Source organism: Streptomyces sp. ALI-76-A (genome assembly GCF_030287445.1).
Taxonomy (GTDB): Bacteria; Actinomycetota; Actinomycetes; order Streptomycetales; family Streptomycetaceae; genus Streptomyces.
The window spans coordinates 444,325-470,267 of sequence record NZ_JASVWB010000004.1 but is presented as its reverse complement, the minus strand read 5'-3'; the positions used below and the strand labels follow the sequence as shown (position 1 = coordinate 470,267).

General features: G+C 74.3%; 9 protein-coding genes. 2 read left to right on the top strand and 7 right to left on the bottom strand.

The genetic code is table 11. The features are described 5' to 3' along the window. Positions 1-148: 148 nt before the first annotated feature. Positions 149-658, bottom strand: coding sequence for a winged helix-turn-helix transcriptional regulator (locus QQS16_RS38490; RefSeq protein WP_286067226.1), 510 nt, complete (start codon positions 656-658; stop codon positions 149-151). Between the two features lie 111 nt (positions 659-769). On the opposite strand from QQS16_RS38490, the gene QQS16_RS38485 reads away from it, so the two are divergent. Further along, complete coding sequence (locus QQS16_RS38485) at positions 770-1,783, top strand: NADP-dependent oxidoreductase (RefSeq protein WP_286067224.1); 1,014 nt, start codon at positions 770-772, stop codon at positions 1,781-1,783. Between the two features lie 105 nt (positions 1,784-1,888). On the opposite strand, the gene QQS16_RS38480 is transcribed toward QQS16_RS38485, so the two are convergent. The 3 genes from QQS16_RS38480 to QQS16_RS38470 all read right to left on the bottom strand — a co-directional run bounded on the left by QQS16_RS38480 (position 1,889) and on the right by QQS16_RS38470 (position 3,961). Beyond that, positions 1,889-2,899: an enoyl-CoA hydratase/isomerase family protein gene (locus tag QQS16_RS38480; protein WP_286067223.1), complete on the bottom strand. Its 1,011-nt coding sequence runs from the start codon at positions 2,897-2,899 to the stop codon at positions 1,889-1,891. Positions 2,900-2,967: 68 nt separating this feature from the next. Next, the gene (locus QQS16_RS44090) at positions 2,968-3,126 is read right to left on the bottom strand and encodes a hypothetical protein (protein ID WP_502963963.1); all 159 of its coding nucleotides are present in this window, start codon (positions 3,124-3,126) and stop codon (positions 2,968-2,970) included. Positions 3,127-3,460: 334 nt separating this feature from the next. Further along, positions 3,461-3,961, bottom strand: coding sequence for a PaaI family thioesterase (locus QQS16_RS38470; RefSeq protein WP_286067222.1), 501 nt, complete (start codon positions 3,959-3,961; stop codon positions 3,461-3,463). A 92-nt stretch (positions 3,962-4,053) separates the two neighbouring features. Here QQS16_RS38470 and QQS16_RS38465 point away from each other — a divergent pair, with 92 nt between their 5' ends. Next, complete coding sequence (locus QQS16_RS38465; RefSeq protein ID WP_286067221.1) at positions 4,054-4,521, top strand: winged helix-turn-helix transcriptional regulator; 468 nt, start codon at positions 4,054-4,056, stop codon at positions 4,519-4,521. Between the two features lie 298 nt (positions 4,522-4,819). Here the strand turns inward: QQS16_RS38465 and QQS16_RS38460 are convergent, their stop codons facing one another. The 3 genes from QQS16_RS38460 to QQS16_RS38450 all read right to left on the bottom strand — a co-directional run bounded on the left by QQS16_RS38460 (position 4,820) and on the right by QQS16_RS38450 (position 25,935). Further along, positions 4,820-5,350, bottom strand: coding sequence for a GNAT family N-acetyltransferase (locus QQS16_RS38460; protein WP_286067220.1), 531 nt, complete (start codon positions 5,348-5,350; stop codon positions 4,820-4,822). Between the two features lie 148 nt (positions 5,351-5,498). Beyond that, entirely contained in the window at positions 5,499-5,702 is a 204-nt protein-coding gene (locus QQS16_RS38455; protein WP_286067219.1) for an MbtH family protein, read from the bottom strand. A gap of 118 nt (positions 5,703-5,820) precedes the next feature. Further along, a complete protein-coding gene (locus QQS16_RS38450; protein ID WP_286067218.1) occupies positions 5,821-25,935 on the bottom strand; it encodes a non-ribosomal peptide synthase/polyketide synthase in 20,115 nt (6,704 codons plus the stop codon). Positions 25,936-25,943: the final 8 nt, after the last annotated feature.

Sequence of the window (25,943 nt, the reverse complement as noted above, 5' to 3'; positions counted from 1 at the left end):
TCGAGCACCTCGTACGGCTCGGCACCGGGACGGCTGCGCTACCGGTGCGACGTGATCGACGTCATAGAGCCGCCGGGTGCCGGGCCGACCGGGGAGAGCACACTCCGGACCGAGCCCACCGCGAACTCCTGGCGCGACCGCGCCCGGTTCACTCCGCGGGCCTCCTGCGAAAGGCGGGGCCGGGAACGCTCTCGATGTCCTCCGCCCGCACCGCGTGGCCCCGTTCGCAGCGGATCTGGGTGTCGACGTGCGCGCCGCATCCGCGGTGCCGCGCCAGTACGGCCGGGCCCTCCGGGTCGGCGCGGTAGCGGTCACCCCACTGCAGGAGCCCCATCACGGCCGGGACCAGATCCATGCCCTTGGGCGTGATCACGTACTTCGGCCGGCTCCGCGAGCCCGGCTCCTTGTAGGTCTCCGTGGCGAGTATCCCCTCCTCCACCAGCATCCGCAGCCGCGCCGCGAGAAGATTGCGAGGACAACCGAGAACGCGTTCGAAGTCGCTGAAGCGGGACGAGCCGTACCAGACCTCGCGCAGGATCAGGATCGTCCACTTCTCCCCCACGACCTCAAGGGTCCGGGCGATCGAACAGTTCGACATGTCCCGGTCGAGTCGGGGGTCCTTGCCGACGTCCTGAAGAGCTTCGGTCCTCGCATCCATGGGGCGATTCTAACCTCACCTGAGTTTACTTTCCTATACTCAGCAAGTAGCGTCGCGACCAGCACATCGACCATCGACCATCGAGAAGATCACGCGGAAAGGACGGCCGACATGAAGGCGTTCGTCGTGGACACGTACGGCAAAGACGGCGCGCGCGCCGCAGAGGTATCCGAGCCCACCGTCGGAGACCGTGACGTCCTGGTCAGAGTGAGCGCCGCCAGTGTCAATCCGCTGGACAAGATGGTCCGCAACGGGGAGTTCAAGCAGCTCCTGAAGTACCGGCGCCCGTTCGTGCTCGGCCACGACCTGGCCGGCGTGGTGACCCGGGTCGGTTCCGCCGTACACGGCTTCGACGTCGGCGACGAGGTCTACGCCCGTCCGCGCGACCTGCGGATCGGAGGCTTCGCGGAGTTCATCGCGATCGACATGGACGACGTCGCGCCCAAGCCCGCCTCGCTCACCCTCGGGGAAGCAGCCGCGGTGCCACTGGTGGCTCTGGCCGCCTGGCAGATCCTCGTCGACCGCGCCCACGTGAGGCCGGGTCAGAAGGTCCTCGTCCACGCCGGCGCCGGCGGCCTCGGTTCGACGGTCATCCAGCTCGCCAAGCACCTCGGCGCCACCGTGGCGACGACCACGAGCACCGACACCGAGAAGTTGGTCAGGAGCCTCGGCGCCGACGTCGTCGTGGACTACACCAAGGAAGACTTCTCGAACGTGCTGTCCGGCTACGACCTGGTGCTGGACTCCCTGGGCGGGGCGAACCTCGAGAAGTCGCTGACCGTGCTGAAGCCCGGCGGCCTGGCCATCAGCGTCGTCGGCCCGCCGGACGCCGGGTTCGCCAAGCAGCTCGGCGCCCCCTCGTTCATGGGTGTGGTCATGAACGCGCTCAGCCGCAAGGTCCGCAAGCGGGCCAAGGCCCTGGGCGTGCGCTACCAGTTCTTCTTCATGCAGGCCGACGGATCCCAGCTACGCGAGCTGGGCTCCCTCTACGACAGCGGGCAGCTCCACCCGGTCCTCGACAGGACGTTCCCCTTCGACCAGACCCTCGATGCGATGGCGTACGTCGAGCAGGGCCGCACCAGGGCCGGCAAGGTCGTGGTCTCGATGGCGCCCGAGAACGACTGAGTCCGCGGGGCTCACGAGACAGCGCGCCACGACACCGCGCGCCACGCACGGCTCCACCCGGCCCGAGCCGTGGCCAGGTCCCGCACCGGCTCACGGCGGACATGTTCAGGTCGGCAGCGCCTGTCCGCCGGACGACGCCTGCTGCCAGGTCGGAGTGCGGTCCTTGTCGACCAGGGCCGCGCGGACGCCCTCCAGGAAGTCCGGCGTGCGGATGGTCGTACGCGTGAGGGCGAGTTCGGCGCCCAGGCACTCGCGCAACGTGCGCTGCCTGCCTCGGGCCAGCAGGGCGTGCGTGATCTCCAGGCTCTGCGGCGAGGCGGACTCCAGGGCGGCCAGCGCGGTTGCCGCCCAGGGGGTTTCGAGGTGGCGCAGGCGCTTCTCGATCTCGCCGAGGGTCGGCGCGCCGAACGCCCGGTCCACGTCCCCGCGCACCTCCGCCAACCTGCTGTCCGCCACCGGGGAACGGCCCGCGAGCCCGTTCAGGACCACGTCCACCGGGTCACCGGGGTTGGCGGCCAGGGCCTCCCCGACCGCGTCGATCCCGTCCGCCGGGACGAAGTGCGTGGCCAGTCCCGTGTACAGGGCGTCGGCCGCGTCGAGCCGGTGCCCGGTCAGCCCGAGGTACATGCCGATCGCGCCGGGCAGCCGCGGCAGGAAGTAGCTGGCTCCGACGTCCGGGAAGAACCCGATCCCGGTCTCGGGCATGGCCAGCACCGCGCGCTCGGTGACGACGCGGAAGCTGCCGTGGACGGACAGGCCGAGACCGCCGCCCATGCACAGGCCGTCGATGAGCGACACGACCGGGACGGGGTACTCGGCGATCCGGGCGTTCAGCCGGTACTCGGTGGCGAAGAACCGCTCACTGGCCTCGGTGTCCCCGGCGAGGCTGTGCTCGCGGATCGCGCGGATGTCTCCGCCGGCGCAGAACGCCTTCGTGGTGGAGCCGGCGAGCACCACGGCGGACAGCGGTGCGTGCTCCCACTCGGCGAGCGTACGGTCGACGGCGGCGACCATGTCCGTCGTCAGGGCGTTGAGCGCCCTGGGCCGGTTCAGCGTGATCCGGCCGACGCCCCGGTGGACGTCGGCGAGAACCTCGGCCGCGGCGGTGTCAGTCATGGGTCAGCACCTCGCACTCCGCGCGGATCCGGCTGTCGTGGCCATCACGTTCCTCACTCGCCCGGGTGTCAGGCGTATATCTGCGCGTAGAGATCCTGGATCTCGTCCGCGGTGGGTACGACGGGGTTGGCGGCGGGGGACCCGGACGCGAGCGCCTGCTCGGCCATGAGGGGCAGCAGGCGGAACCACTCGTCCTTGTCGATGCCGTGGGCTCGCGGGGTGGGCACCGCAAGATCCTGGCACATGGCGCGGAGTGCCTCCCCGAACGCAGCGGCGGCCCCGGCGTCGCCGTCGGTGGCGACTCCGAGGGCACGGGCGCAGTCGGCGTGCGCGCCGTGTGGACCGCCCTACGGCATGAGGTCGCCGAACGGACCGACGAACCGCTTCCGGCCTGACCGCCGGGGACCTTCCGGTGCGGTGAACGCCCGCCGACCCCACTCTCCTGTCCCGGTCACACCCGGTGAACGGCCGGCAGCGCCCTGGCCGACGGTGGGCGGCGTGTCCACGCGACTCCACGCGGCACGGCCCGTCGGCCGGGGCGGGGGCCGCCGGCGCAGTGCGTCACGCCTGCGGGGGAGGCACCGGGAAGAGCAGGCAGCTACTGGTGGCGTGGGCGAGCAGACGGTCTTTCGCGTCGATCAACTGCGCTTGCGCCAGCGCGGTTCGGCGGCCCTTGTTGACGATCGTGCCGATGGCGCGCACCGTGCCCGTCTCCACGGTGATCCGGCGCAGGAACTTCACCGTCAGGTCGAGTGACGTGTACGCCATGCCTCGCGGAAGGGTGGACTGGACGGCGCAGCCCGCCGCCGAGTCGAGCAGGGTGGCGAAGATGCCGCCGTGCACGCTGCCGATCGGGTTGTAGTGCTCCTCCCCCGGCGTCAGGGAGAAGACCGCCCTGCCGGGCTCCACCTCGTCCAGGGCGAAGTCGATGGAGTGGTTGATGGGCGGTCCCGGCAGCCGCCCCGCCTGCAACTCGCGCAGGAAGTCGATGCCGGCCATGCGTCCGGCGGCCTCCGCCAGGATCGCGGGATCTTCCCATTGATACGTACGTGTTCGTCCCACGACCCGACGCCTTCCCTCTGACTTTTACAAGTGAAGCTAGCTGCGGGCTCACCTGACTGTCAATGACGAAGCCAGGCGCCTACGATGGCGGGATGGAGTGGCTTGAGGCGAGCACGGAGAACTGCCCGGTCCAGCGCACGCTCGACGTGATCGGGGAGAAATGGACGCTGCTGATCCTGCGTGACGCCGTCAACGGCGTCCGCCGCTTCGACGATTTCCACCGCCACATCGGCCTGTCGGAGGCCGTCCTCAGCGACCGCCTCCGCAAGCTGACCGCGGCGGGCGTCCTGAAGACCGTCCCCTACCAGGAACCCGGCAGCCGCCCCCGCAACGAGTACCGCCTGACGCGCAAGGGCTGGGACCTGTGGCCCGTCCTGATGGCCCTCAGCCAGTGGGGCGAGGCGTACGCCCTCGGCCCGGAGGGCCCGGTGCTGGACGTTCGCCACACCGAGTGCGGCGCTCCGCTCCGTGTCGTCGTCGAGTGCTCAGCGGAGCACGCCGCACTCACCCCCAGAGACGTCACCGCCCGGCCGGGACCCGGCGCCCGCCTCCGGACGTGAACCATCGGCCTCGGCCCCGCAGCAGCGGGCCGCACGGTCATGGGCCGACCGCCACCCCGTACGGGACCTTCCGCCCCGACATGGACAAGCGCCCCGCCGCAGGCCGTCCGCCGACGCCCCCTCATCCGCCACGATCACGCGGACGCTGAGCGGACGTTCGCCCGACGCCGGCCACGGCGGCGACTTCGGTACGAGCGAGGTGCGGCTCGGTCTGCACGATCACCTGGGCGATCACGCCGCCCAGCGAGAACCCGTGGCCCCACGATGACCTGTTCGGCTGTCAGAACTTCTTCGGCTGTCATGGGAGCGGGTTCTCACCACGGGTGGGAATGACCACCATCCGAGTCACCGAACCGTCCTCGCCGACCACGTCGCGCACATGGCGGAAGCCCAGCCGGCGGCACAGGGCGAGGCTCGCCGTGTTCTCGGCGCCCACCATGCCGTAGGCCTCCTTCAGTCCGAGGTTGTCGGCCGCGTGACGCAGCAGGCCGTGCACGATCTCGGTTCCCATGCCCTGACCCCAGTAGTCAGGGGCCAGGGCGGCGATGAGTTCGTGTCCGTCGACGTTCCCCGTCTTCTTCACCTCCGCGTGGCCGATGTACGTGCCCTGCCACCACACGCCCCACACGTCGAAGCGGTGCGTGGGGTAGACGTCGGTGAGGATGGCGCGGAACACCGCCCGCAGGTCGTCCTCCGGCGCCTGGTCCTGACCCATCCAGCGGCACACCTCCTCGTTGCGCAGCAGGGCGACGAAGTGGTCCTCGTCCTCGGGGCGGTAGGGCGTGAACTCGAGTCGTTCGGTTTTCAGCGCAGGTGTCGTCTGGGTCATCGCGGACTCCTGGATGAGGCGGGACGTAGGTGCCGCGGACGGTGATGCGTGACTGTCCATGGAGGCGGTCCCCAGGGGACGAAGTCCGGGGCACGGGGCGGTGGTGCGCGCCGCCGCCCCGTGCCCGCGGTTCAGGCCGGCGGGAGGGTCATGCCTGCGCGTTGTCCATCCGCTCGCGCAGGCTGCGCGGGCGCATGTCGGTCCAGACCTCGTCGACGTAGGCGGAGCACTCCTCCTCGGTGCCCTCCTTGCCGACGGGCTGCCAGCCCGCGGGCACCGCGACGTCGACCGGCCAGAGCGAGTACTGGTCCTCGTCGTTGCGCAGCACGTGGTAGCGGGTGTCCTCGTTCATGTCGTGTTCTCCGGTCCTGGGTGGAAGTGGAATGCGTCCGGTCGGTCGGGGCTCGGCGGGGCACGGTCCCCTCGGGCGGCCGTGGGTTCGCGGTGCCGGGGCACCGGGGCGGGCTGTGTCACACGCTCCCCCTCGCCTGCCGGGCGATGTGGCGCAGTGCTTCGGCGAAGTCCTCGGCGACGCGCCGCACGGTCGCGGTGTCGTATGTCCCGGGGCGGTGGTGCCAGGTGAAGGCGAGGCGCCCGTCCCGGACCGCGCCGACCACCTCCAGCGGGTGCGATCCGCTGTCCCGGGGATCGTGGTCCTGACCGAAGGAGCCGTGTTCGGCGCGCACCAGGCCGCCGCCGGAGGCCGCTGGGCGGGCGTCCCACTGGCCGAGGTAGTTGAAGACCACCTGACCGTGGGCCGCGGAGCCGAGGCGCTCGCGGACCTCGGGCGGCCCGAAGGTGCGCAGGGCACCGAAGCCCAGCCCGTTGCCGGGCACGGAGCGCAGCTGGCGGCGCACCGACTTCACCAGGGCACGCCAGTTCCGGTCGGGTCCCAGGTGGTCGGGTTCGGGTATCCGGAGGGCGACCGGGTGGATGGTGGTGAACCAGCCGACCGTGCGGGAGAGGTCCACGTCGTCGAGCAGGTCCTCGCGGCCGTGCCCTTCGAGGTCCAGGCGGACACGTTCGCTTCCGGTCCAGCGGGCCAGCGCCAGGGCCAGCGCTGCCAGGAGGACGTCGTTGACCCGGGTGCGGTAGGCGGCCGGCGCGGCCCGCAGCAGTGCCGCCGTGTCCTCCTCCCCCAGTTCGACGGTGAGCGTGCCCGCCTCCCGCGTGCCCGTCTCCTGTGCGGCCGTGCCGGGCTCGGCGGCGACCGGGAGCTGTTCCGCGGTCACGGCCTCCTCCCAGTACGGCAGTTCGTGGTCCAGGCCGCCCTCGGCGACGTGTGCGGCGAGGGCGCGGGCCCAGTCGCGGAAGGAGGTGGTGCGCTCCCCCAGGCTGACGGGCTCGCCGCGCACGGCCTGCCCGTAGGCGACCTCCAGGTCGTCGGCGAGGATCCGCCAGGACACGGCGTCCACCACCAGGTGATGGGCGACCAGGAGGACGAAGGCCGAGCCGTCGCCGGCCTCGTCGCCCGTGCCGGGTGAGTCCCCTCCGGCCGCGCCGGTGAACAGGGCCGCCCTCAGCAGCGGGCCCCGGCCCAGGTCGAAGCCGGTGTGCAGGTCGTCGGCGGCCCTCTGCATGGCCGCGTCGGCCGCGTCCGCCGGCAGGCCCGTCAGGTCGTGGCGGACGAGGAGCCCTGGGGTCTCTCCCGGCGGCGGGTTGAACTGGTGCCAGCCGTCGGCGTCCCTGGTGAAGCGCATGCGCAGCGCGTCATGGTGCTCCAGCAGGGCGTGCAAGGCCCTTTCCAGGGCGGCGGTGTCGGGCGGGCCGTCGAGTTCCAGCAGCGCCGACTGGTTGAAGTGGGTGTGGTCGGCGCGCGGTGTGGTCAGGAACCACTCCTGGATCGGGGTGAGGGGGACCGGGCCGGTCGCCGGACCGTCGCCGGTGTGCTGGGGTGCGGTGCCGACCACGGTGGCCAGTTCGGCGACGGTCTGGTGGGTGAACAGGTCCCGGGTGGCCAGGTGCAGGCCCTCGCGCCGCAGCCGGGACACCACCTGCATGCTCAGGATCGAGTCGCCGCCGAGGTGGAAGAAGTTGTCGTCCGCCCCGATGTCCTCCACGCCGAGGACGTCGCTCCACACGCGGGCGATACGGCGTTCGGTGTCCGTACGGGGTGCGGTGCGCGGGCCGGTGGCGGCGGTGTGCGCGGGGCCGGGTGCGGGCAGGGCACGCCGGTCCGTCTTGCCGTTGGGGGTCAGCGGCAGCCGCTGGAGCGGCACGAACACCGCCGGGACCATGTGCAGAGGCAGCAGTCCGGCCAGGTGCTCGCGCAGCGCGGCGACGGGCAGCCCGTCGGCGCTCTCCTCGCCGCTCTCGCCGGTGCTCCCGTCGGCGCTCTCCTCGTTCGTGGCGCCGCTCTCGCTGGTGCCCTTCTCGGCGGGGACCACGTACGCCACCAGCCGCCCGGGGCCGTCGGACGGCTGTCCGTCGGGGCCGTCGGTGCGGACGACGACGACCGCGTCACGCACGAGCGGGCTGCGGCGCAGGGCACTCTCCGTCTCTCCCGGCTCGATCCGGAAGCCGCGCAGCTTGATCTGGTCGTCCGTGCGCCCGACGAAGCGCAGTTCGCCCCCGGCAGTCCAGCGCACCAGGTCGCCGGTGCGGTACATGCGTTCTCCCGCCGCGCCGAACGGGTCCGGGACGAAGCTCCGGGCGGTCAGGCCCGGCCGGCCGAGGTAGCCGCGGGCCAGGCCCGGACCCGCCACGTACAGCTCCCCCGTCACACCGGGCGGGACGGGCCGCAGGGCCGCGTCGAGGACGTACACGCGGGCGGCGCCGGCCGGGCGGCCGATCGGTGGGGCGTCGCCCCCGGGGCTCAGCGGGCCGGTCCAGGTGGCGACCACGGTGGCCTCGGTGGGCCCGTACGAGTTGATCATCCGGCGGCCGGGCGCCCACCGTTCCACGAGGTCGGACGGGCATGCCTCGGCGCCGACGATCAGGGTCCGCAGGTGGGGCAGGGCGCCGGCGGTCTCCGGCGCCACGGTGGCCAGCGCGGCCGGCGGGATGAGGGTGTGGCTGATGCGGCGCCCGGCGAGCACCTCGGCCAGCCGCTCGCCGACCAGCGGCCCCTCCTCCCCCGTCACCAGGGCGGCGCCGCTGAGCAGGGAGACGCACAGTTCGAGGACGGAGGCGTCGAAGCTGGGCGAGGCGAACTGGAGCACCCGGTCGCCGGGGCCCACCGCGTACCGCTCGGCGGCGGCCGTGGCGAAGCCCGCCAGGCCCCGGTGCGTCACCACCACGCCCTTGGGGGTGCCGGTGGAGCCGGAGGTGTAGATGACGTACGCCGGATGGTCGACGGTGAGGGCGGTGGTGCGGTCGGTGTCGGTGGGCGCGGTGTCCGGTCCGGCCGCCGCCCAGATGTCCGCCGGATCGGTGAGAACCACCCGGGCACCCGCGTCGCGCACCATGAACTCCCGGCGCTGCTCGGGGTAGTTCGGGTCGACGGGCAGGAAGGCGCCGCCCGCCTTGGCGACGGCGAGCTGTGCCACCACCGTGTCCGCGGCGCGGGGCAGGGCGAGGGCGACGATCTCCTCGGGTCCGACGCCGCGGGCGATCAGCCGGTGGGCGAGCCGGTTGGCGGCGCGGTCCAGGTCCGCGTACGACCACCGCCGTTCCCCGTCCAGCAGGGCGACGGCGTCGGGGGTGCCGGCCGCCTGCCGTTCGAACAGCTCGGGCAGCGTCGCCACCGGTACCGGCCGGGAGGTGCCCTGTCCCTGGTCCAGCAGCGCCTTGAGTTCCTCGTCGGAGGTGAGCGGCAGGGCGCCGAGGGGGCGGTGCGGGTCATCGGCCACGGCGGTCAGCAGGGTGGTGAGCTGGTCGGCCATGTGCCCGGCCGTGGCCGCGTCGAACAGGTCGGTGTTGTAGGTGAGCAGGCCGTGCAGGGCGCCGGAGTCCGTCTCGGCGAACTCCAGGGTGAGGTCGAACGCGGCGTGCTGGAGTTCCGTCTCGACGGCGGACACCTCCAGGCCCGGCAGATCGAGGTCGGCGGCCGGGGTGTTCTGCAGGACGACCATCACCTGGAAGAGCGGGGTGCGGCTGGTGTCGCGGACCGGTCGCACCTCGTCCACCACCTGCTCGAACGGCACCTCCTGGTGGGCGAAGGCGTCCAGCACGGTCCGCCGGACGTCGTCGAGGAACTCGGGGAAGGGACGGTCGGCGTCGACCTGCGAGCGCAGCACCAGGGTGTTGACGAAGAACCCGATCAGCTGCTGGACCTCGGCCTGCTCGCGGCCCGAGGTGACGGTGCCGACGGCGATGTCCCGGCCGCCGCTCAGCCGGGCGAGGAAGGCCTGCGCGGCGGCGACCAGGGTGGTGAAGAGGGTGGCTCCCCGGTCCCGGCCGACCTGCGCGAGACGGCGGGCGGTGCGGGGCGGCAGGGCCAGCCGGGCGGTCGCGCCGGACCGGGTCCGGATCGGCGGGCGGGACCGGTCGGTGGGCAGGTCCAGCGGCTCGATGCCGGCCAACTGCTGTTTCCAGTACGTCAGTTGCTGTTCCCTGCCACTGGTGGTGCGCTGCCACTGGGCGTAGTCGGCGTACTGGACCGGAAGCGCCGGCAGGGGCGCGGTGGCCGGGTCCAGCTCGGCCCGGTACAGGTGGGCCAGGTCGCCGGTGAGGACGGCGGTGGACCAGCCGTCGGTGACGATGTGGTGCAGGGTGAGGGTCAGGACGTGCTCGTCGTCGGCGAGCCGGATCAGACCGGCGCGCAGCAGAGGCCCTTCGCGCAGGTCGAACGGGCGGGCGCGGTCGGCCGCGAGCAGTTCCTCCAGACGGGCCGCGCGGTCGTCCTCGGGCCGTCGTGACAGGTCGTCGAGCGGCAGCGGCACCTCGCGCGGCGGGTGGACGATCTGTACGCCCCGGCCGTCCACCGTGTCGAAGGTGGTACGCAGCGACTCGTGCCGGGCCACCAGCCTGCCCAGGGCCGCCGCGAGGGCCCGGCGGTCGAGCCGGCCGCGCAGGCGCAGCGCCAGGGCGGTGACGTACTCGGAGCCGCCGGGCGCGAACTCCTCCAGGAACCAGAGGCGTTGCTGTGCGTACGACATCGGTGCCGTCGTGTCGCGGTCCACCGGCACGATGCCGGGACCGGTCTCCTCGGCGGTCCGGTCCCCGGTGAGCAGCGCGGCGAGCCCGGCGGGCGTGGGGTGGTCGAACACGGCGCGTGGGGAGAGGGTGGTGCCGAACTCCTCGGCCAGGCGGGAGGCGAGGCGGATGCTGAGGATGGAGTCGCCGCCCAGCGCGAAGAAGTCGTCCCGCACACCCGGGGGCCGTCCGCCCAGGACGTCCGCGAAGACGGCGACGGTACGGCGTTCGGCCTCGGTGCGCGGGGCGGTCGGCGTGTCCAGTCGCGCGCCGGCGTCCGGCTCCGGCGCCGGGAGGGCCGCCTGGTCCACCTTGCCGTTGCCGCTCAGCGGGAGGGCCGCCAGCGCGACGAACGCGGAGGGCACCAGGTAGTCGGGCAGCGTGCGGCGGGCGTACGCGTGCAGCTCCGCCGGGTCGTCCGCGGCCGGGCCGACGACGTAGGCGACCAGGCGACGGGCGCCGGGCCGGTCCTCGCGGGCCACCACCGCCACGTCCGCGACACCGGCGTGGGACGCCAGCGCGGCCGCCACCTCGCCGGGCTCCACCCGGAAGCCGCGGATCTTCACCTGGTCGTCGGCGCGGCCCAGGAACTCGACGGTGCCGTCCGGGCGGCGCCGGGCCAGGTCGCCCGTGCGGTACATCCGGGATCCCGGCGGCCCGGACGGGTCCGCGAGGAAGCGGCGGGCGGTCTCGCCGGGGCGGCCCAGGTAGCCGCGTGCCACGCCCTCGCCGGCCACGTACAGCTCGCCCGCGCAGCCCGGCGGAACGGGACGCATCCGGGCGTCGAGGACGTGGACCCGTCTGCCGTCCAGCGGCCGGCCGACGGGCACGGTCTCGGGTACCGCCGTCGCGTCGTCGAGCGCGTGGGACGTGGCGAAGGTCGTGGTCTCGGTCGGCCCGTAGCCGTCCACCACGGTCAGGCCGGGGCAGGCGGCCAGCACCCGGCGCACGGCCGCCGCGGGGACCACGTCACCGCCCGTCCACACCTGGCGCAGGCCCGCGAAACAGTCCGGCGCGTCCTGGGCCAGGAGACGGAACAGACCGGCCGTCAGCCACAGGGCGGTCAGTCCGCTGTCCCCGCTCTGCGCCGTGCCGCCGGTCAGCCGGCGCAGCAGGCCGGCGTCCACCGTCTCCCCGGGGGCCACGACCACGCAGCCGCCGGTCAGCAGGGGCGCCCACACCTCGAAGGTGGCGGCGTCGAACGCGACCGGCGAGTGCAGCGGCACGCGGGCGCACACCCCGCCGGCGAAGCGGCTGTCGGTGGCCAGGGACGCCACGTCGCGGTGGCGTACCGCCACGGCCTTGGGCACGCCGGTGGATCCGGAGGTGAACATGACGTAGGCCAGCCGGTCGGGATCCGCCGGTACGGCGGCCGCTGTCGCCGCCGCGAGGGCGCGGCGAGCCGCGCCGACGTCCTCGGCGGTGAGCCGGGCCCTGACGCCCGCCTGCGCGAGCATCACCCGGCGCCGCTCCTCGGGGGCGCGGACGTCGATCGGCACGTAGGCGCCGCCCGCCTTGAGGACCGCGAGCTGGGCGACGACGAGTTCGGCGCCGCGGTCCATGAGCAGGGCCACTCCGTCCTCGGCGGTCAGGCCGTCCGCGAGCAGCCGGGACGCCAGGCGGTCGGACCAGTCGGCGAGTTCGCGGTAGGTCACCCGCCGGTCGCCGCCGTCCACCGCGAGGGCGTGGGGGGTGCGGCGGGCCTGCTCGGCGAAGAGGTCCACGGGGCTGCGCGGCTCCGGCCGGCGGGCGGTGGTGTTCCACTCCGCCAGCAACCGCCGGTCCTCGGCGGTGAGCGCTTCGAGGTCGCCGACGTCACCGGCGAGGCCGTCGGAGAACCGCGTGAGCACGGCGGCCAGCCGAGCCGTCATCTGTTCCACCGTGGCACGGTCGAAGAAGGCGGCGTCGTAGGCCAGGTCGAAGCCGAGCCGGCCGGTCAGGTGGGCGCGCAGGCACAGCGGGAAGGTGGTGGCGTCGTCGGCCCGCACCTCCGCCACGCCGACGCCCGTGCGGGCGGCGGCCGACTCGTCGACCGGGTAGTTCTCGAACACCACCATGCTGTCGAACAGGGCTTCTCCGGGCGGCACTTCGGTCAGTGCCTGGATACGAGCCAGGGACAGGAAGTCGAAGCGCCGGTCCTCGCTCTGCTGCTCCTGGAGGCCGCGCAGCCAGGGCAGGACGCCGTCGCCCCGGACCCGCACCCGGGTGGGCACGGTGTTGATGAACATGCCGATCATGGTGTCGACGCCGGGCAGTTCGGCGGGGCGGCCGGAGACGGTCGTGCCGAACACGACGTCGTCGCGTCCGCTGTGCCGGGCCAGCAGCAGGGCCCAGGCGGCCTGCACCACGGTGTTGACGGTGAGTCCGCTCCTGGCCGCCGTCTCCCGCAGCCGCCGTGACACGTCCGTGTCCAGCTCGTGGTGGACGGACTCGGCGGAGCGGGCCCGGTGGGCCTCGGCGGGGGTGCGGTCGTAGGGCAGCGGGGTGCGCTGGGTGAAGCCGGCGAGGGCGTCGGCCCAGTGACGTTCGGCCGTCGCTCCGTCGGCGTCCTGCTCGCGCAGCCAGCGCAGGAAGTCCGCGAACGGCCGCCGCACGGGCGGCGCGGTGTCCTGGCCACCGGTGAGCGCCGCGTACCGCTCGCACACCTCGGTGAGCAGCTGCCCGGAACTCCAGCCGTCCAGGATCAGGTGGTGGGACGACCACACCAGCAGGACCTCGTCACCCGGCAGGGCCGCCAGCGTGATCCGGGTGAGCGGCGCGGCGGTCAGTTCCATGCCCGCCGCGCGGTCCTCGGCGAGCAGCCGCTCGGTCGCCTCCTCCCGCTGCCCGGCCGTCAGTCGACGCCAGTCCAGGTGGGTGACGGGCAGGTGCACGCGGTGGTGGACGACCTGGACGGGATGCGGCAGGCCCTGCCAGTGGACGCTGGTGCGCAGGGCGGGGGTGCGGTCGGCGACCTGCTGCCAGGCCGCCGCGAACGCCTTGGGGTCGGCCACTCCGGTCAGCCGGACCGCCGTACGGTCGGAGTAGGCGCCGGCCGTGTCGACGAGACCGTGGAAGAGCATGCCGGACTGCAGGGGCGTCAGCGGCAGGACGTCCGCCACGTGCCGTCCGTCGCCCACCAGCCGGTCGAGCTGGTCCTGGGTGAGGTCGGCGAGGGGGAAGTCGGAGGGGGTGCGGCCGCCCGCGTCCGGGTCGGCGCAGTGCGCCACGATGTCGCGGAGCGCCGCGCACATCTCCTCGGCCAGGTGCCGCACGGTGGACTCGTCGTAGACGGCGCTCGGGTAGGTCCAGCCGAGTTCCAGCCGGCCGTCCTGGACCACGCCCGTGATGTCCAGCAGGTAGGGGCGCGTCTCGTCCGGGTCGGTGTCGCGGCCGGCCGGCGGCAGCGCGGCCCGGAACAGGCCCTCCTCGGTGCCGCTTCCCGCGTCCCAACGGCCGTGGTAGTTGAAGCCGACCTGCGGCGTCGGGGCGTCGGCGAGCGGGCTGTCCGGCAGGAGGTGGCGCAGGGCACCGTGGCTCAGGCCGTGCAGCGGCACCGCGCGCAACCGCTCCTTGACCGAGCGCAGGGTGGCGCGCCAGTCGGCGTCGGGCGCCGCGGTCAGGGCGAGGGGGAACTCCGCGGTGAACCAGCCGACGGTCCGCGACAGGTCCAGGTCGTCGAAGAGGTCCTCCCGGCCGTGCCCCTCCACCCCGACGAGGACCGTGTCGCGCTCGCACCAGCGGGCCAGGGTGCGGCCCAGAGCGCTGAGCAGCACGTCGTTGACCTGGGTGCGGTACACGTCCGGGACCTGGCGCAGCAGCGCCTCCGTCTCCCCCGGTGCCAGCGACACGGTGACGGTGGCGGCGGTGCCGTGGGTGTTGGCGCCGGGCCGTCCGGCGGGCAGGGCGGCCGGGGCGACGGCGGTGCGGGTCCAGTGGTCCAGGTCGGCGTCCAGGGCGCCGGACCGCGTGTGCTGGTCCAGCCGCGCCGCCCAGTGGCCGAACGTGGTGCCCACCGGCGGGAGTTCGACGGGCCGCCCGGCAGCGGTGGCGCGGTGGGCGGTCTCCAGGTCGCCGAGCAGGACCCGCCAGGACACGCCGTCGACGACCAGGTGGTGCACGGTGATCAGCAGGTGGGCGGGGTGCTCCGGACCCCGGTCGAAGAGCAGGACGCGGACGACCCGGCCCGCGGCGGGGTCGAGTGAGGCCTGCGCCGCGTCCGCGGCCCGCTGCACCTCGGCCTCCAGTGCCGCGCCGTCGAGGTGGGCCGTGGTGTGGCGGGTGAACACGCCGTCCGGCACCTGCGGCAGCACCTCCTGGCGCCAGCCGTCGTCGGTGTGCCGGAACCGGGTGCGCAGGGCCGGGTGGTGGCGTACGAGGGCGTCGACGGCCGGCTCCAGCGCCGACAGGTCGGTGGCGGCGGTCAGTTCGAGGCGCTGGGTCATGGTGAAGCGCAGGGCGTCGCCGGGGCGGCGGCCGTCGAGGTACCAGCGCTGGATGGGCGTCAGCGGCGCCTCGGCGGGCGGGGCGTCATCCGTGCCGGCCGCCGTCCTGGGCGCCGACTCGCTGACGCACAGGGCGAGTTCGGCGATCGTCTGGTGGCGGAAGACGTCCTTCGTGGTCAGCGCGAGACCCGTCCGGCGGGCCCGGGAGACGATCTGGATGCTGAGGATCGAGTCGCCGCCCAGCGCGAAGAAGTTGTCCCGGGCGCCGACCCGCTCCACGCCCAGCACCTCGGCCCAGATGGCGGCCAGCTGCTCCTCGGTACCCGGGCGTGGCGCCACGTACGGTGTGCCGCTGTCGGGCTGGACGGGCGGGGCGGGCAGCGCGCGGCGGTCGGTCTTGCCACTGCTGGTGCGCGGTATCCGCGTCAGGGGCACGAACGCGGCGGGCACCATGTGGTCCGGCAGGGTCCGCCGCAGCCGCACCCGCAGTTCGTCGGCGGAGGGGGCCTGCTCCGCGGCGGGCACCACGTACGCCACGAGCAGGGTGCGCCCGGCGTGTTGGCGGGCGGCCACGGCGGCGTCGGTGACGTCCGGCAGGGCGAGCAGCGCGGCCTCCACCTCGCCGGGCTCGATGCGGAACCCGCGGATCTTGACCTGCTCGTCGGCCCGGCCCAGGAACTCCAGCAGCCCGGACGTGTCCCAGCGGGCGCGGTCGCCGGTGCGGTACATCCGCTCGCCCGGCGTCCCGAACGGGTCGGCGAGGAAGCGGGCGGCGGTCAGGCCGGGCCGGTTCAGGTAGCCGCGGGCGACCTGTGCCCCGGCCAGGTACAGCTCGCCCGGCACGCCGGGCGGGACCGGGCGCAGCGTGCCGTCGAGGACGTAGGCGCGCAGGTTGCGGCCGGGGCGGCCGATGACGGGGCGTCCGGGACGGTCGGCGCAGCGTCCGTAGACCGCGTCGACGGTGGTCTCGGTGGGGCCGTACATGTTGTACGCGGTGACGCCGAAGTCGGCCCGGGCGGCGCACAGTTCGGCCCAGGTGTCGGGGCCGACCGCCTCGCCGCCGACCAGCAGCAGGCGCGGGTGGTGGCGGCCGGGGGCGAGGAGCCCGGCCGCGGTGAGTTCGCGCAGGAAGGACGGGGTGACGTTCACCAGGTCCAGTTCCCGCCGGTCGATCTGGACGCAGAACGCCTCCGGGTCCCGGCGTACGTCCTCGTCGACGAGGTGGACCTCCTGGCCGAGGGCGAGCAGCAGCGGCCCCTCCCAGGAGGTGTCGAAGGAGAACGAGGCGCTGAGCGCGGCCTTGAGCCGGCGTCCGTCGGCGGTGTGCGGGGCGACGAGTCCTTCCCGGTGGTCGTGGCAGAGGTTGACCAGGTGGCGGTGTTCCACCAGGACGCCTTTGGGCCGGCCGGTGGACCCGGAGGTGTAGATGACGTAGGCGGTGTTGTCGGGGTGCAGCGGGGCGAGCCGGTCGGCGTCGGTGGGGTCGTGGGCGGGCAGGTGGTGCCAGGGCGTGTCGCGCAGGGTGCCGGCCGTCAGAAGCGTGTGCGGTGCGGCGTCCGCGAGGAGGAACGCGACGCGCTCCTCGGGCAGGTCCGGGTCGAGGCAGAACAGGGTGCCGCCCGCCTTGAGCACGGCGAACACGGCCACCACGAGTTCCGAGGTGCGCGGCAGCCGCACGGCGACCACGCGTTCGGGGCCGACGCCCAGGGCGATCAGGTGGTGGGCGAGCCGGTTGGCACGCTCGTTCAGGGCGGCGAAGGTGAGCGTGTCGTCCCGGGCCACGAGTGCGGTGGCGTACGGCGTGCGTGCCGCCCGCGCCTCGAACAGGGCGGGGAACGCGGTGTCCGCCGCGGGCAGGTGGCCGCCCTGCCACTCGTCGAGCACCTGCCGCTGTTCGGCGGCCGTCAGCACCGGCAGCGCGCGGGCGTCCCGGTGCGGATCCTCGACCGCGGCCTCCAGCAGCAACCGCAGCCGTGCGGCGAGGCGTTCGGCGGTATCCGCGTCGAACAGGCCGGTGTCGTACTCCAGGTAGCCGGTGACGCCGCCGTCGCTCTCGACGAAGTCGAAGGCGAGGTCGTAGGCGGCGTGCCGGACCGGCGGCGTGATGGGTTCGACGGTCAGCCCCGGCAGGTCGGGTACCTCGGCGCCCAGGTTGTGCAGCGCCACCATCACCTGGAACAGCGGGGTGCGGCTGGTGTCCCGCTCGGGCTGGAGGGCGTCCACCAGCCTCTCGAACGGCACCTCCTGGTGGGCGAACGCGTCCAGGACGGTGGAGCGGACCCGCTCCAGCAGCGCGCGGAACGACAGGCCGGGCTCCACCCGGTTGCGCAGCACGAGGGTGTTGACGAACATGCCGACCACGTCGTGGAGTTCGGGGCGTTCACGGCCCGCCGTGACCGTGCCGACGGCGATGTCCTCCTGGTCCGCCCAGCGGGAGAGGAGGATGGTGCAGGCCGTCAGCAGGGTCATGTAGAGGGTGGCGTCGGCCTCGCGGCCCGTCTCGCGCAGCCGCTCGGTGAGCGGGGCGGGGAGGGTGAAGGTCACCAGCGCGCCCTCGCGGGTGCGCACCGCGGGGCGCGGCCGGTCGGTCGGCGGCTCCAGCGGCGTGATCCCGTCCAAGGTGTCCAGCCAGTAGGCGAGCTGCCTGTCCGCCTGGCCGGTGCGGGCGCGCTGCCAGGCGGCGTGGTCCGCGTACCGTACCGGCAGGCGCGGCAGCCGGGGCGCGCGGTCCTCGCGGGCGGCCGCGTACAGCTCGCCCAGGTCCCGGCCGAGCACGCCGACGGACCAGCCGTCGGTGACGATGTGGTGCACGGCCAGGACCAGCACGTGTTCGTCGCCGGCCAGACGCACGAGACGGGCCCGCAGCAGCGGTCCGGTGCTCAGGTCGAACGGGATGGCGGCCTCGCGTTCCACCAGGGCGTCCAGCCGGTCGCGGGCGCCGGTGAGGTCGTCCAGTGGCAGGTCCACCGGGTAGGGCGGGTGCACGATCTGCCTCGCGTGGCCGTCGTGTTCGGCGAAGGTGGTGCGCAGCGCCTCGTGCCGGGCCACCAGGCCGGATAGGGACGTGCGCAGGGCCTTCTCGTCGAGCGGGCCGCGCAGGCGCAGCACGGACAGCGTCGTGTACTCGGTGCTGCCCGGCTCGAAGCGGTCGAGGAACCACAGCCGCTGCTGCGCGTACGACAGCGGCGCCGGGCTGCCCGGATCGGCGGCCGGGATGACGTCGGCCGGTGTGCCGCCGTGCTCGGCCGGGTCACCGAGTGCCGTGGCCAGGGCGGACACCGTGGTGTGGGTGAACAGCAGCCGGGGCGAGACGTCCCCGCCGAAGGCGGCGCGCAGCCGTGAGACGACCCGGACGGCGAGGATCGAGTCGCCGCCGAGGGCGAAGAAGTCGTCGTCGGCTCCCACCTCGTCGGTGGCCAGCACGTCCGCCCAGGCGGCGGCGACCGCCCGCTCGGCGGGGGTGCTCGGCGCGCGGCGCTCGGTGCCCGTGGCGAACCCGTCCGGTCCGGGGGCGGGCAGGGCGCGCCGGTCGAGCTTGCCGTTGACGGTCAGCGGCAGGGCCGCCATCGGCACGTAGGCGGCGGGCACCATGTGCGCGGGCAGCGACCGCTCCAGGTGGGCGCGGAGTCGGGCGGCGGACGGCGGCTCGGCGCCGGCGCTGCCGACGACATGGGCCACCAGCCGCCGCGTTCCGGAACCGTCCTCGTGGACGCCCACGGCCGCCTCCCCCACTCCGGGGTGGGTGTGCAAGGCCGCCTCGATCTCGCCGGGCTCGATGCGGTAACCGCGGATCTTCACCTGCTGGTCGGCACGGCCCAGGTACTCCAGCGTGCCGTCGGCCCGTCGCCGGGCCCGGTCTCCGGTGCGGTACATCCGCGTCCCCGGTGCGCCGAACGGATCGGCGAGGAAACGCGTCGCGGTCAGTCCGGGCCGGCCCAGGTAGCCCCGCGCCAGGCCCTCCCCCGCCACGTACATCTCCCCCACGGCTCCCGGCGGTACGGGGGCCAGTGCGTCGTCGAGGACGTGGACGCGCAGGTCGGGTATGCCGGTGCCGATGGGGCTCGCGGTACCCGCGTCGCCCGTCGTGCGGTCCAGTGCCGTGTACGTGACGTGCACGGTGGTCTCGGTGATGCCGTACATGTTGACCAGGCGCGGCGCGGTGTCGGGGTGGCGGGTGTACCAGTCGGCGAGGCGGGCGACGTCCAGGGCCTCACCGCCGAAGACCACCGTGCGCAGGGCGAGCCGTGCGCCGAGTTCGGGGTGTTCGGCGTCCGCGCGGGCCAGCGGGTGGAAGGCGGACGGGGTCTGGTTGAGGACGGTGACCCGCTCGTCGGCGAGCAGCCGCAGGAAGTCCTCCGGGGAGCGGGCGGTGTCGTCGGGGACGACGACGAGCCGGCCGCCGTGCAGCAGGGCGCCCCACAGCTCCCAGACGGAGAAGTCGAAGGCGTAGGAGTGGAACAGCGTCCACACGTCCGTCTCGTCGAAGCCGAACCAGTGGCGGGTGCGGCTGAACAGGCGCACGACGTTGGCGTGCGGGACGACCACCCCCTTGGGGCGGCCGGTGGAGCCGGAGGTGTGGATGACGTAGGCGGGGCTCTCCGGCAGGGGGCGGCGGGGGTGGTCCGGGCCGGTGGAGGGGCGGCGGGCGAGGTCGGCCCGGGTGCCCGGGTCGTCCAGGGCCACGACCGGGACGGCGGCGTCCGGTGCGACCTCCGCGGCCTCGGTGGTGGTCACCAGGGTCACCGGCGCGGCGTCGGCCAGCAGGTGGGCGACGCGTTCGGCGGGCAGCTTCGGGTCGATCGGCAGGTAGGCGGCGCCCGTCTTCAGGACCGCCAGGACGGCGACGACGAGGTCGGCCGAGCGGGGCAGGGCGAGCGCGACGAACCGCTCGGGTCCGGCGCCGGCCTCGGCCAGCCGGTGGGCGAGGCGGCCGGCCGCCGCGTCGAGGGTGGCGTAGTCGAGGCGGTCGGTGCCGCAGGTGACGGCGACGGCGTCGGGGGTGCGGGCGGCCTGGGCCTCGAAGAGGTCCACCAGGGTCTCGACCGGACGGCCGTGCTCGGTGCCGTTGAAGTCGACGAGCATCCGCCGCCGTTCCTCGGCGGTCGTGCACGCCAGGGCGCGCAGCGGCCGGTCGGGGGCCTCGGCGATCTCCGTGAGCAGCAGGCGGAGCCGGTCGGCGAGTGCCCGGACGGTGGCGGTGTCGAACAGGTGCGGGTCGTAGGCCAGGTCGAAGCCGAGCCGCTCGCCCTGGTGGGCGCGCAGCACCAGCGGGTAGTTGGTGGCGTCCCGGGAGGCGACGTCCACGAGACGGATGCCGGAGCCGGCGGTACGGGCCTCGTCGAAGGGGTAGTTCTCGAAGGCGACCATGCTGTGGAAGAGCGGAGTGCCCGACGGCACGTCGCTCAGAGCGGTCAGCTCGGCGAGGGAGGCGGCCGCGAAGCGCCTCGACTCGGCCTGGATCTGTTGGAGTTCGCGCAGCCAGGCGACGGTCGGGCGGTGGCCGTCGACCCGGACGCGGGTGGGCACCGTGTTGATGAACATGCCCACCATCGACTCCACGCCCGGCAGTTCTTCGGGGCGTCCGGAGACGGTGGTGCCGAACACCACGTCCGGCTCGGCGCTGTAGCGGGCCAGCAGCAGCGCCCAGGCGCCCTGCACCACGGTGTTCACGGTCAACCCGGCGTCGCGGGCGGTGCGGGCCAGGGTCGCGGAGACCGTGTCGGACAGCTCGGCCGTGTGGACGTCCGCCGACCGGGCCTCGTGCGTGCCGGTCAGGGGCCGGTCGACGGGCAGCGGGGTGGGGGTGGCGAACCCGGCGAGGGCTTCCCGCCAGTACGCCCGCGCGGCCTCCGCGTCCTGCTCGGCCAGCCAGCGCACGTAGTCGGCGAACGGCCGGCGAACGGGCGGGCCCGGCTCGGTACCCGCGGCGAGTGCCCGGTGGTTTCCGGGGGCGAGCGCCGCGTACTCCTCGCACACCTCCGTCAGCACCTGGGCCAGGCTCCAGCCGTCCAGGATGAGGTGGTGGGAGGTCCACAGCAGGTGCAGTCGGGCGTCGGGCAGCCGGACGAGGGTGAGCCGCATCAGCGGCGCCGAGGCGAGGTCGATGCCGCGGGCGAGGTCGTCGGCGCGGAGCCGGTCGAGACGGCCGGCGCGCTCCGCCGGATCCATGTCCCGCCAGTCGAGGTGGGTGACCGGCACGCGGACCTCGCGGTGCACGACCTGGAGCGGCGCGGGCACGTCCTGCCACACGACCGAGGTCCTCAGGGCGGGCGTGCGGTCGGTGACGCGCTGCCAGGCCAGGGCGAAGGAGTGCGGGTCGGTCACGCCATCCAGGAGCAGGGCGGCCTGGTCCACGTACACGTCGTCGGGGCCGCCGACCAGGCGGTGGAAGAGCATGCCCTCCTGGAGCGGGGTGAGCGGGAGGAGGTCCTCCACCGCGCGGCCGTCGCCCACCAGCCGGTCCACGGCGGGCTGGTCCAGGCGGGCCAGGGGGAAGTCGGAGGGGGTGCGACCGCCCGCGTCGGGGCGGTCGCAGTGCTCGGCGATCGCGGTCAGCGCCGCCACCATGTCCTGCGCCAACTCCCGTACGGTTTCCCGGTCGTGGGTCTGGTCGCTGTAGTGCCAGGTGATCTCCAGCTCGCCGTCGGCCACCACCGCGGAGATGTCGAGCAGGTGGTCGAGGGGTTCGTCGGCCGCCATGTCCCGGCCGGGCACCTCGGCGGCCGGGGCGAAGTCCGCTCCGGGGGTCGTGTCCCACTGCCCGTGGTAGTTGAAGCACACCTGGGGCAGCGGTGCCTCCCGCAGGGCGCGGGCGGCCGGGGCGGGCGAGCCGAGCCGGGCCAGCGCCTCGAAGCTCAGTCCACGCCGGGGCACGGCCCGCAGCCGTTCCTTCACGGCCTTCAGCGTGCCGTCCCAGTCGGGGGCGGAGGGCGGTCCGGCCGGGGTGAGGGTGACGGGGTACTGGGTGGTGAACCAGCCCACCGTGCGGGACAGGTCCAGCCCCTCGTCCGGTCCCCCGCTGCTCCCGAGGTCCTCGCGCCCGTGGCCCTCCAGGGCGACGGTCACCCGCTCGGTGCCCGTCCAGTCCGTGAGGACCCGGCTCAGGGCGCTGAGCAGCACGTCGTTGACCTGCGTGCGGTACGCGGCGGGCACCCGGCGCAGCAGCGCCCCGGTGGTGGCGCGGTCCACCCGGGTGCGGACGGTGCGCACGGATCCGGCGAGCGGGGTCCCGGGGCGGTCCACCGGCAGCGGGGCGCGGGGCTCGGCGGCCTCGGCCGTCCAGTACGGCAGGTCGTCGTCCAGGTCGCCGGCCCGCACCCGGCGGGACAGGTGCGCGGCCCAGTCGGTGAACGGCGTTGCCACGGGCTCCAGTCGAATCGGCTCGCCCGTCGACGCCTGCCGGTAGGCCGACTCCAGGTCGCCGAGGAGGATCCGCCAGGAGACGCTGTCCACGGCCAGGTGATGCGCGGTCAGGAAGAGTTGGGGGCGCTCGCCGGGCGGGGGCAGCAGCAGGACGGCGCGCAGGAGCGCGCCGGTCTCCGGGTCCAGAGCCGCGCGGGCGATGTCGACGGCGGAGCGAGCGGCCGGGAGATCGGCGGCGCACGAGAGGTCGTGGCGGGTCATCAACCCGACGGCCGGGCCCTCGCCCGGGTGCTGCCGCCAGGTGTCGCCGCCGCGGGCGAAGCGGGTGCGCAGCGCCGGGTGGTGGGCGGCCAGCGCCTCGACCGCGCGTTCCAGCGCGCCCTCGTCGACGCCGTACGGCAGGTCGAGCAGCATCGACATGCTGAACAGCCGCGGGCTGCCGTGCCGGTCGCCGTGCGTGGCGACGTACCACTCCTGGATCGGGGTCAGCGGGGCGGGCCCGTCCTCGTCCGGCCGGCGGGGGGCGGGGACCTCGGCGGTGCGCCGGGACGCGGCGGCGGCCAGGTCGGCGACGGTCTGGTGGCGGAAGACGTCCCGCGAGGTCAGGTGCAGGCCGGCCGCGCGGGCGCGGGAGACGGCCTGGATGCTGAGGATGGAGTCGCCGCCGAGTTCGAAGAAGTTGTCGGTGACGCCCACTCTCGCGACGCCCAGGACCTTCGCCCAGATCCCGGCCAGCGTCTCCTCGGCGGGGGTGCGTGGCGCGACGAACTCCCGCTCGCGCGGGGCCGCTTCGACGTCGGGGGCGGGCAGCGCACGGCGGTCCAGCTTGCCGCTGGTGGTCAGCGGCAGGACGTCGAGCACGGTGAACGACGACGGCACCATGTGGTCGGGCAGCACCCGGCGGCAGGCCGCCCGCAGCTGGGAGGCGGTGGGCGGTTCCGCGCCCGGCGCGGGTACGACGTAGGCGGCCAGCCGCAGGTGGCCGTGCGCGTCCGCGACCGCGACGACCGCGGCACCGGTGAGGTCCGGCAGGTCGAGCAGCGCCGCCTCGATCTCCCCCGGCTCGATGCGGTGGCCGCGGACCTTCACCTGGTCGTCGGCGCGTCCGAGGTAGTCGAGGCACCCGTCGGCGGTCCAGCGGGCCAGGTCGCCCGTGCGGTACATGCGGGTCCCGGGCGGGCCGAACGGGTCGGCGAGGAAGCGCGCGGCGGTCAGCCCGGGCCGGCCCGCGTACCCGCGCGCCACCTGCTCGCCCGCCAGGTACAGCTCACCACCGACACCGGGCGGCACCGGCTGGAGACCGTCGTCCAGGACGTACGCGCGCACGTGGGGCAGTGGCCGGCCCACCAGCGGACGTCCGTCGCCCTCGATCCGGCAGGCCAGGGCGTCGACCGTGCACTCGGTGGGGCCGTAGAAGTTGTACGCGGCCACGTCCCGGTGGCCGGCCAGCTCACGCCACAGGCCGGGGCCGATCGCCTCGCCGCCGAGCATCAGCACCCGCGGGTGGTGCCGTGGGTCGGTGAGCAGTCCGGCGGGCAGCAGCTGACGCAGGTAGGACGGCGTCAGGTCGAGGAAGTCGACGCGGTGCTCGACGACGTACTCGACCAGGGCGGCGGCGTCCAGCCGGGTCGTCTCGTCGACCAGGTGCAGCGGGTGGCCGTCGGCCATCAGCAGCACGCCCTCCAGCGAGGTGTCGAAGGAGAACGACGCGGTCAGCGCCACCCGCAGCGGGCCGCCGCCCGCGTCGGCGACGAACCCCTCGCGGTGTGCGGCGAGCAGGTGGGTGAGCGAGCGGTGCGTCACGGCGACGCCCTTGGGGCGGCCGGTGGAGCCGGAGGTGTGGATGACGTACGCGGTGGTGTCCGGGGCCGCGGGGGCGGCCGGGAGGGTGTCCGGCAGGGTGGTGGGCACCGCGCGCAGGGCGGCCTCGTCCAGCACCAGGGCGGGGCGGGCGTCGTCGAGCAGGAACCGGACGCGTTCCTCGGGCAGGGCGGGGTCGAGGGGCAGGTAGCCGGCGCCGGACTTCCAGACGGCGAGCATCGCCACGATCATGTCGGCGGTGCGTGGCAGCCGGAGCGCGACCAGGCGTTCGGGGCCGGCTCCCTCGGCGATGAGGTGGTGGGCGAGCCGGTTGGCGCGGGCGTCGAGCGTCGCGTAGTCGAGGCGGTCGTCCCCGGCGACCAGGGCGGTGGCGTGCGGGGTGCGGGCCGCCTGCCGGGTGAACAGCTCCGGGCAGGTGGCGGCCGGGACGGCCGGCGCGGTGGGGTTCCACTCCTGGGTGATCCACCGGCCCTCGTCCGGGGTGAGCAGGGGCAGGGTGCCCAGGGGGCGGTCCGGGGCGGTGGCCGCGCCCTCCAGGGTGCGCAGCAGTTGGTCGGCCATCCGCCGGGCGGTGGCGGTGTCGAACAGGTCGGTGCGGTACTCCAGGAGGCCGGTCAGGCCCTCCCCGTCGCCGTCGGGGACGAACTCCACGCTGAGGTCGAAGGTGGCCGCCCGCCGGGGCACGGCGACCGGGGCGGTGGCCAGGCCGTGGAGGGCGGGGGCGGTGGGCGGGGCCGGGTGCAGCAGGACCATCACGTCGAACAGGGGGTTGCGGCCCGCCTCGCGGGTCGTGCCCACGGCCTCCACCAGGCGCTCGAACGGTGTGTCACCGTGCGCGAAGGCGTCGTTGACGGTGGTCGCGGCGGCCCCGAGCAGGTCCCGGAAGGAGCCGGTGGTGTCGACGGGGGTGCGCAGCACGACGGTGTGGGCGAAGAAGCCGACGGCGCGTTCCAGGTCGGTGCGGGAGCGGCCCGGGGTCAGGGAGCCGACGGTGATGTCGTCCTGTCCGGACCAGCGGGCCAGCAGGGCCTGGCAGGCGGCGACCAGCGAGGTGAACAGGGTGGTGTGCTGCTCGGCCGCCAGCTCGCGCAGCCGTGCGGTGATGTGCGCGGGCACGGGGAAGGTGTGCACGGCTCCCGCCCCGGACTCCTCCCCGTCGCGGGGGTGGTCCAGTGGCAGCCGCGGCGGCACGACGCCCGCCAACGCTTGTCTCCAGTGAGCGAGTTCACGCTCCAGGCGAGGTCCGGACAGCTGTTCGCGCTGCCACACCGCGAAGTCCGGGTACTGGGTCGCCACCGGCTCCAGCTCCGGAGCCGCGCCCCGGGACAGGGCGTCGTAGGCGGCGCACAGTTCCTCCAGCAGGACGCCCATCGACCAGCCGTCGGTGATAATGTGATGCGCCGTCAGCACGAGGATGTGCGCGGTGTCGGACTCGCGCAGGAGCAGGGCGCGCAGGAGCGGGCCGCTGCCCAGGTCGAAGGGGCGTTCGTACTCGGCGAGCAGGGCGCTCTCCAGGGCGTGCGACGCCGTGTCGGTCACCGGCAGCGGCACCGGGGCCGCCGGGCGCACGGTCTGCGCGGGCTGTCCGTCGCTCTCCTCGAAGGTGGTGCGCAGCGCCTCGTGCCGCTCGACGACGGCGTCCAGCGCGCGGCTCAGCAGGGTGTGGTCGAGCGGGCCGGTCAGGCGCAGCGCGACGGCGCTGTTGTAGCGGGGGTCGCCGGGGCGCAGCCGGTCCAGGAACCACAGCCGCTGCTGGGCGAAGGACAGCGGCAGCGGCCGGGAGCGGTCGGCGCGCGGGATGCCCTGGCGTGCGGCGGCGGCCCGGCCGGCGAGCCGACGGCGCATCGCCTCCTGGAGGTCCTGGGGCAGGGCCTTGGTGCGGTCTCGCTTCGAAGACGTCATGGTCTGCC

What these genes read in the sequence shown, in the direction of transcription:
- QQS16_RS38490 (WP_286067226.1), bottom strand. Translation starts at nt 658, where the DNA reads ATGGATGCGAGGACCGAAGCTCTTCAGGACGTCGGCAAGGACCCCCGA.
- QQS16_RS38450 (WP_286067218.1), bottom strand. Translation starts at nt 25,935, where the DNA reads ATGACGTCTTCGAAGCGAGACCGCACCAAGGCCCTGCCCCAGGACCTC.
- QQS16_RS38465 (WP_286067221.1), top strand. Translation starts at nt 4,054, where the DNA reads ATGGAGTGGCTTGAGGCGAGCACGGAGAACTGCCCGGTCCAGCGCACG.
- QQS16_RS38455 (WP_286067219.1), bottom strand. Translation starts at nt 5,702, where the DNA reads ATGAACGAGGACACCCGCTACCACGTGCTGCGCAACGACGAGGACCAG.
- QQS16_RS38485 (WP_286067224.1), top strand. Translation starts at nt 770, where the DNA reads ATGAAGGCGTTCGTCGTGGACACGTACGGCAAAGACGGCGCGCGCGCC.
- QQS16_RS38480 (WP_286067223.1), bottom strand. Translation starts at nt 2,899, where the DNA reads ATGACTGACACCGCCGCGGCCGAGGTTCTCGCCGACGTCCACCGGGGC.
- QQS16_RS38460 (WP_286067220.1), bottom strand. Translation starts at nt 5,350, where the DNA reads ATGACCCAGACGACACCTGCGCTGAAAACCGAACGACTCGAGTTCACG.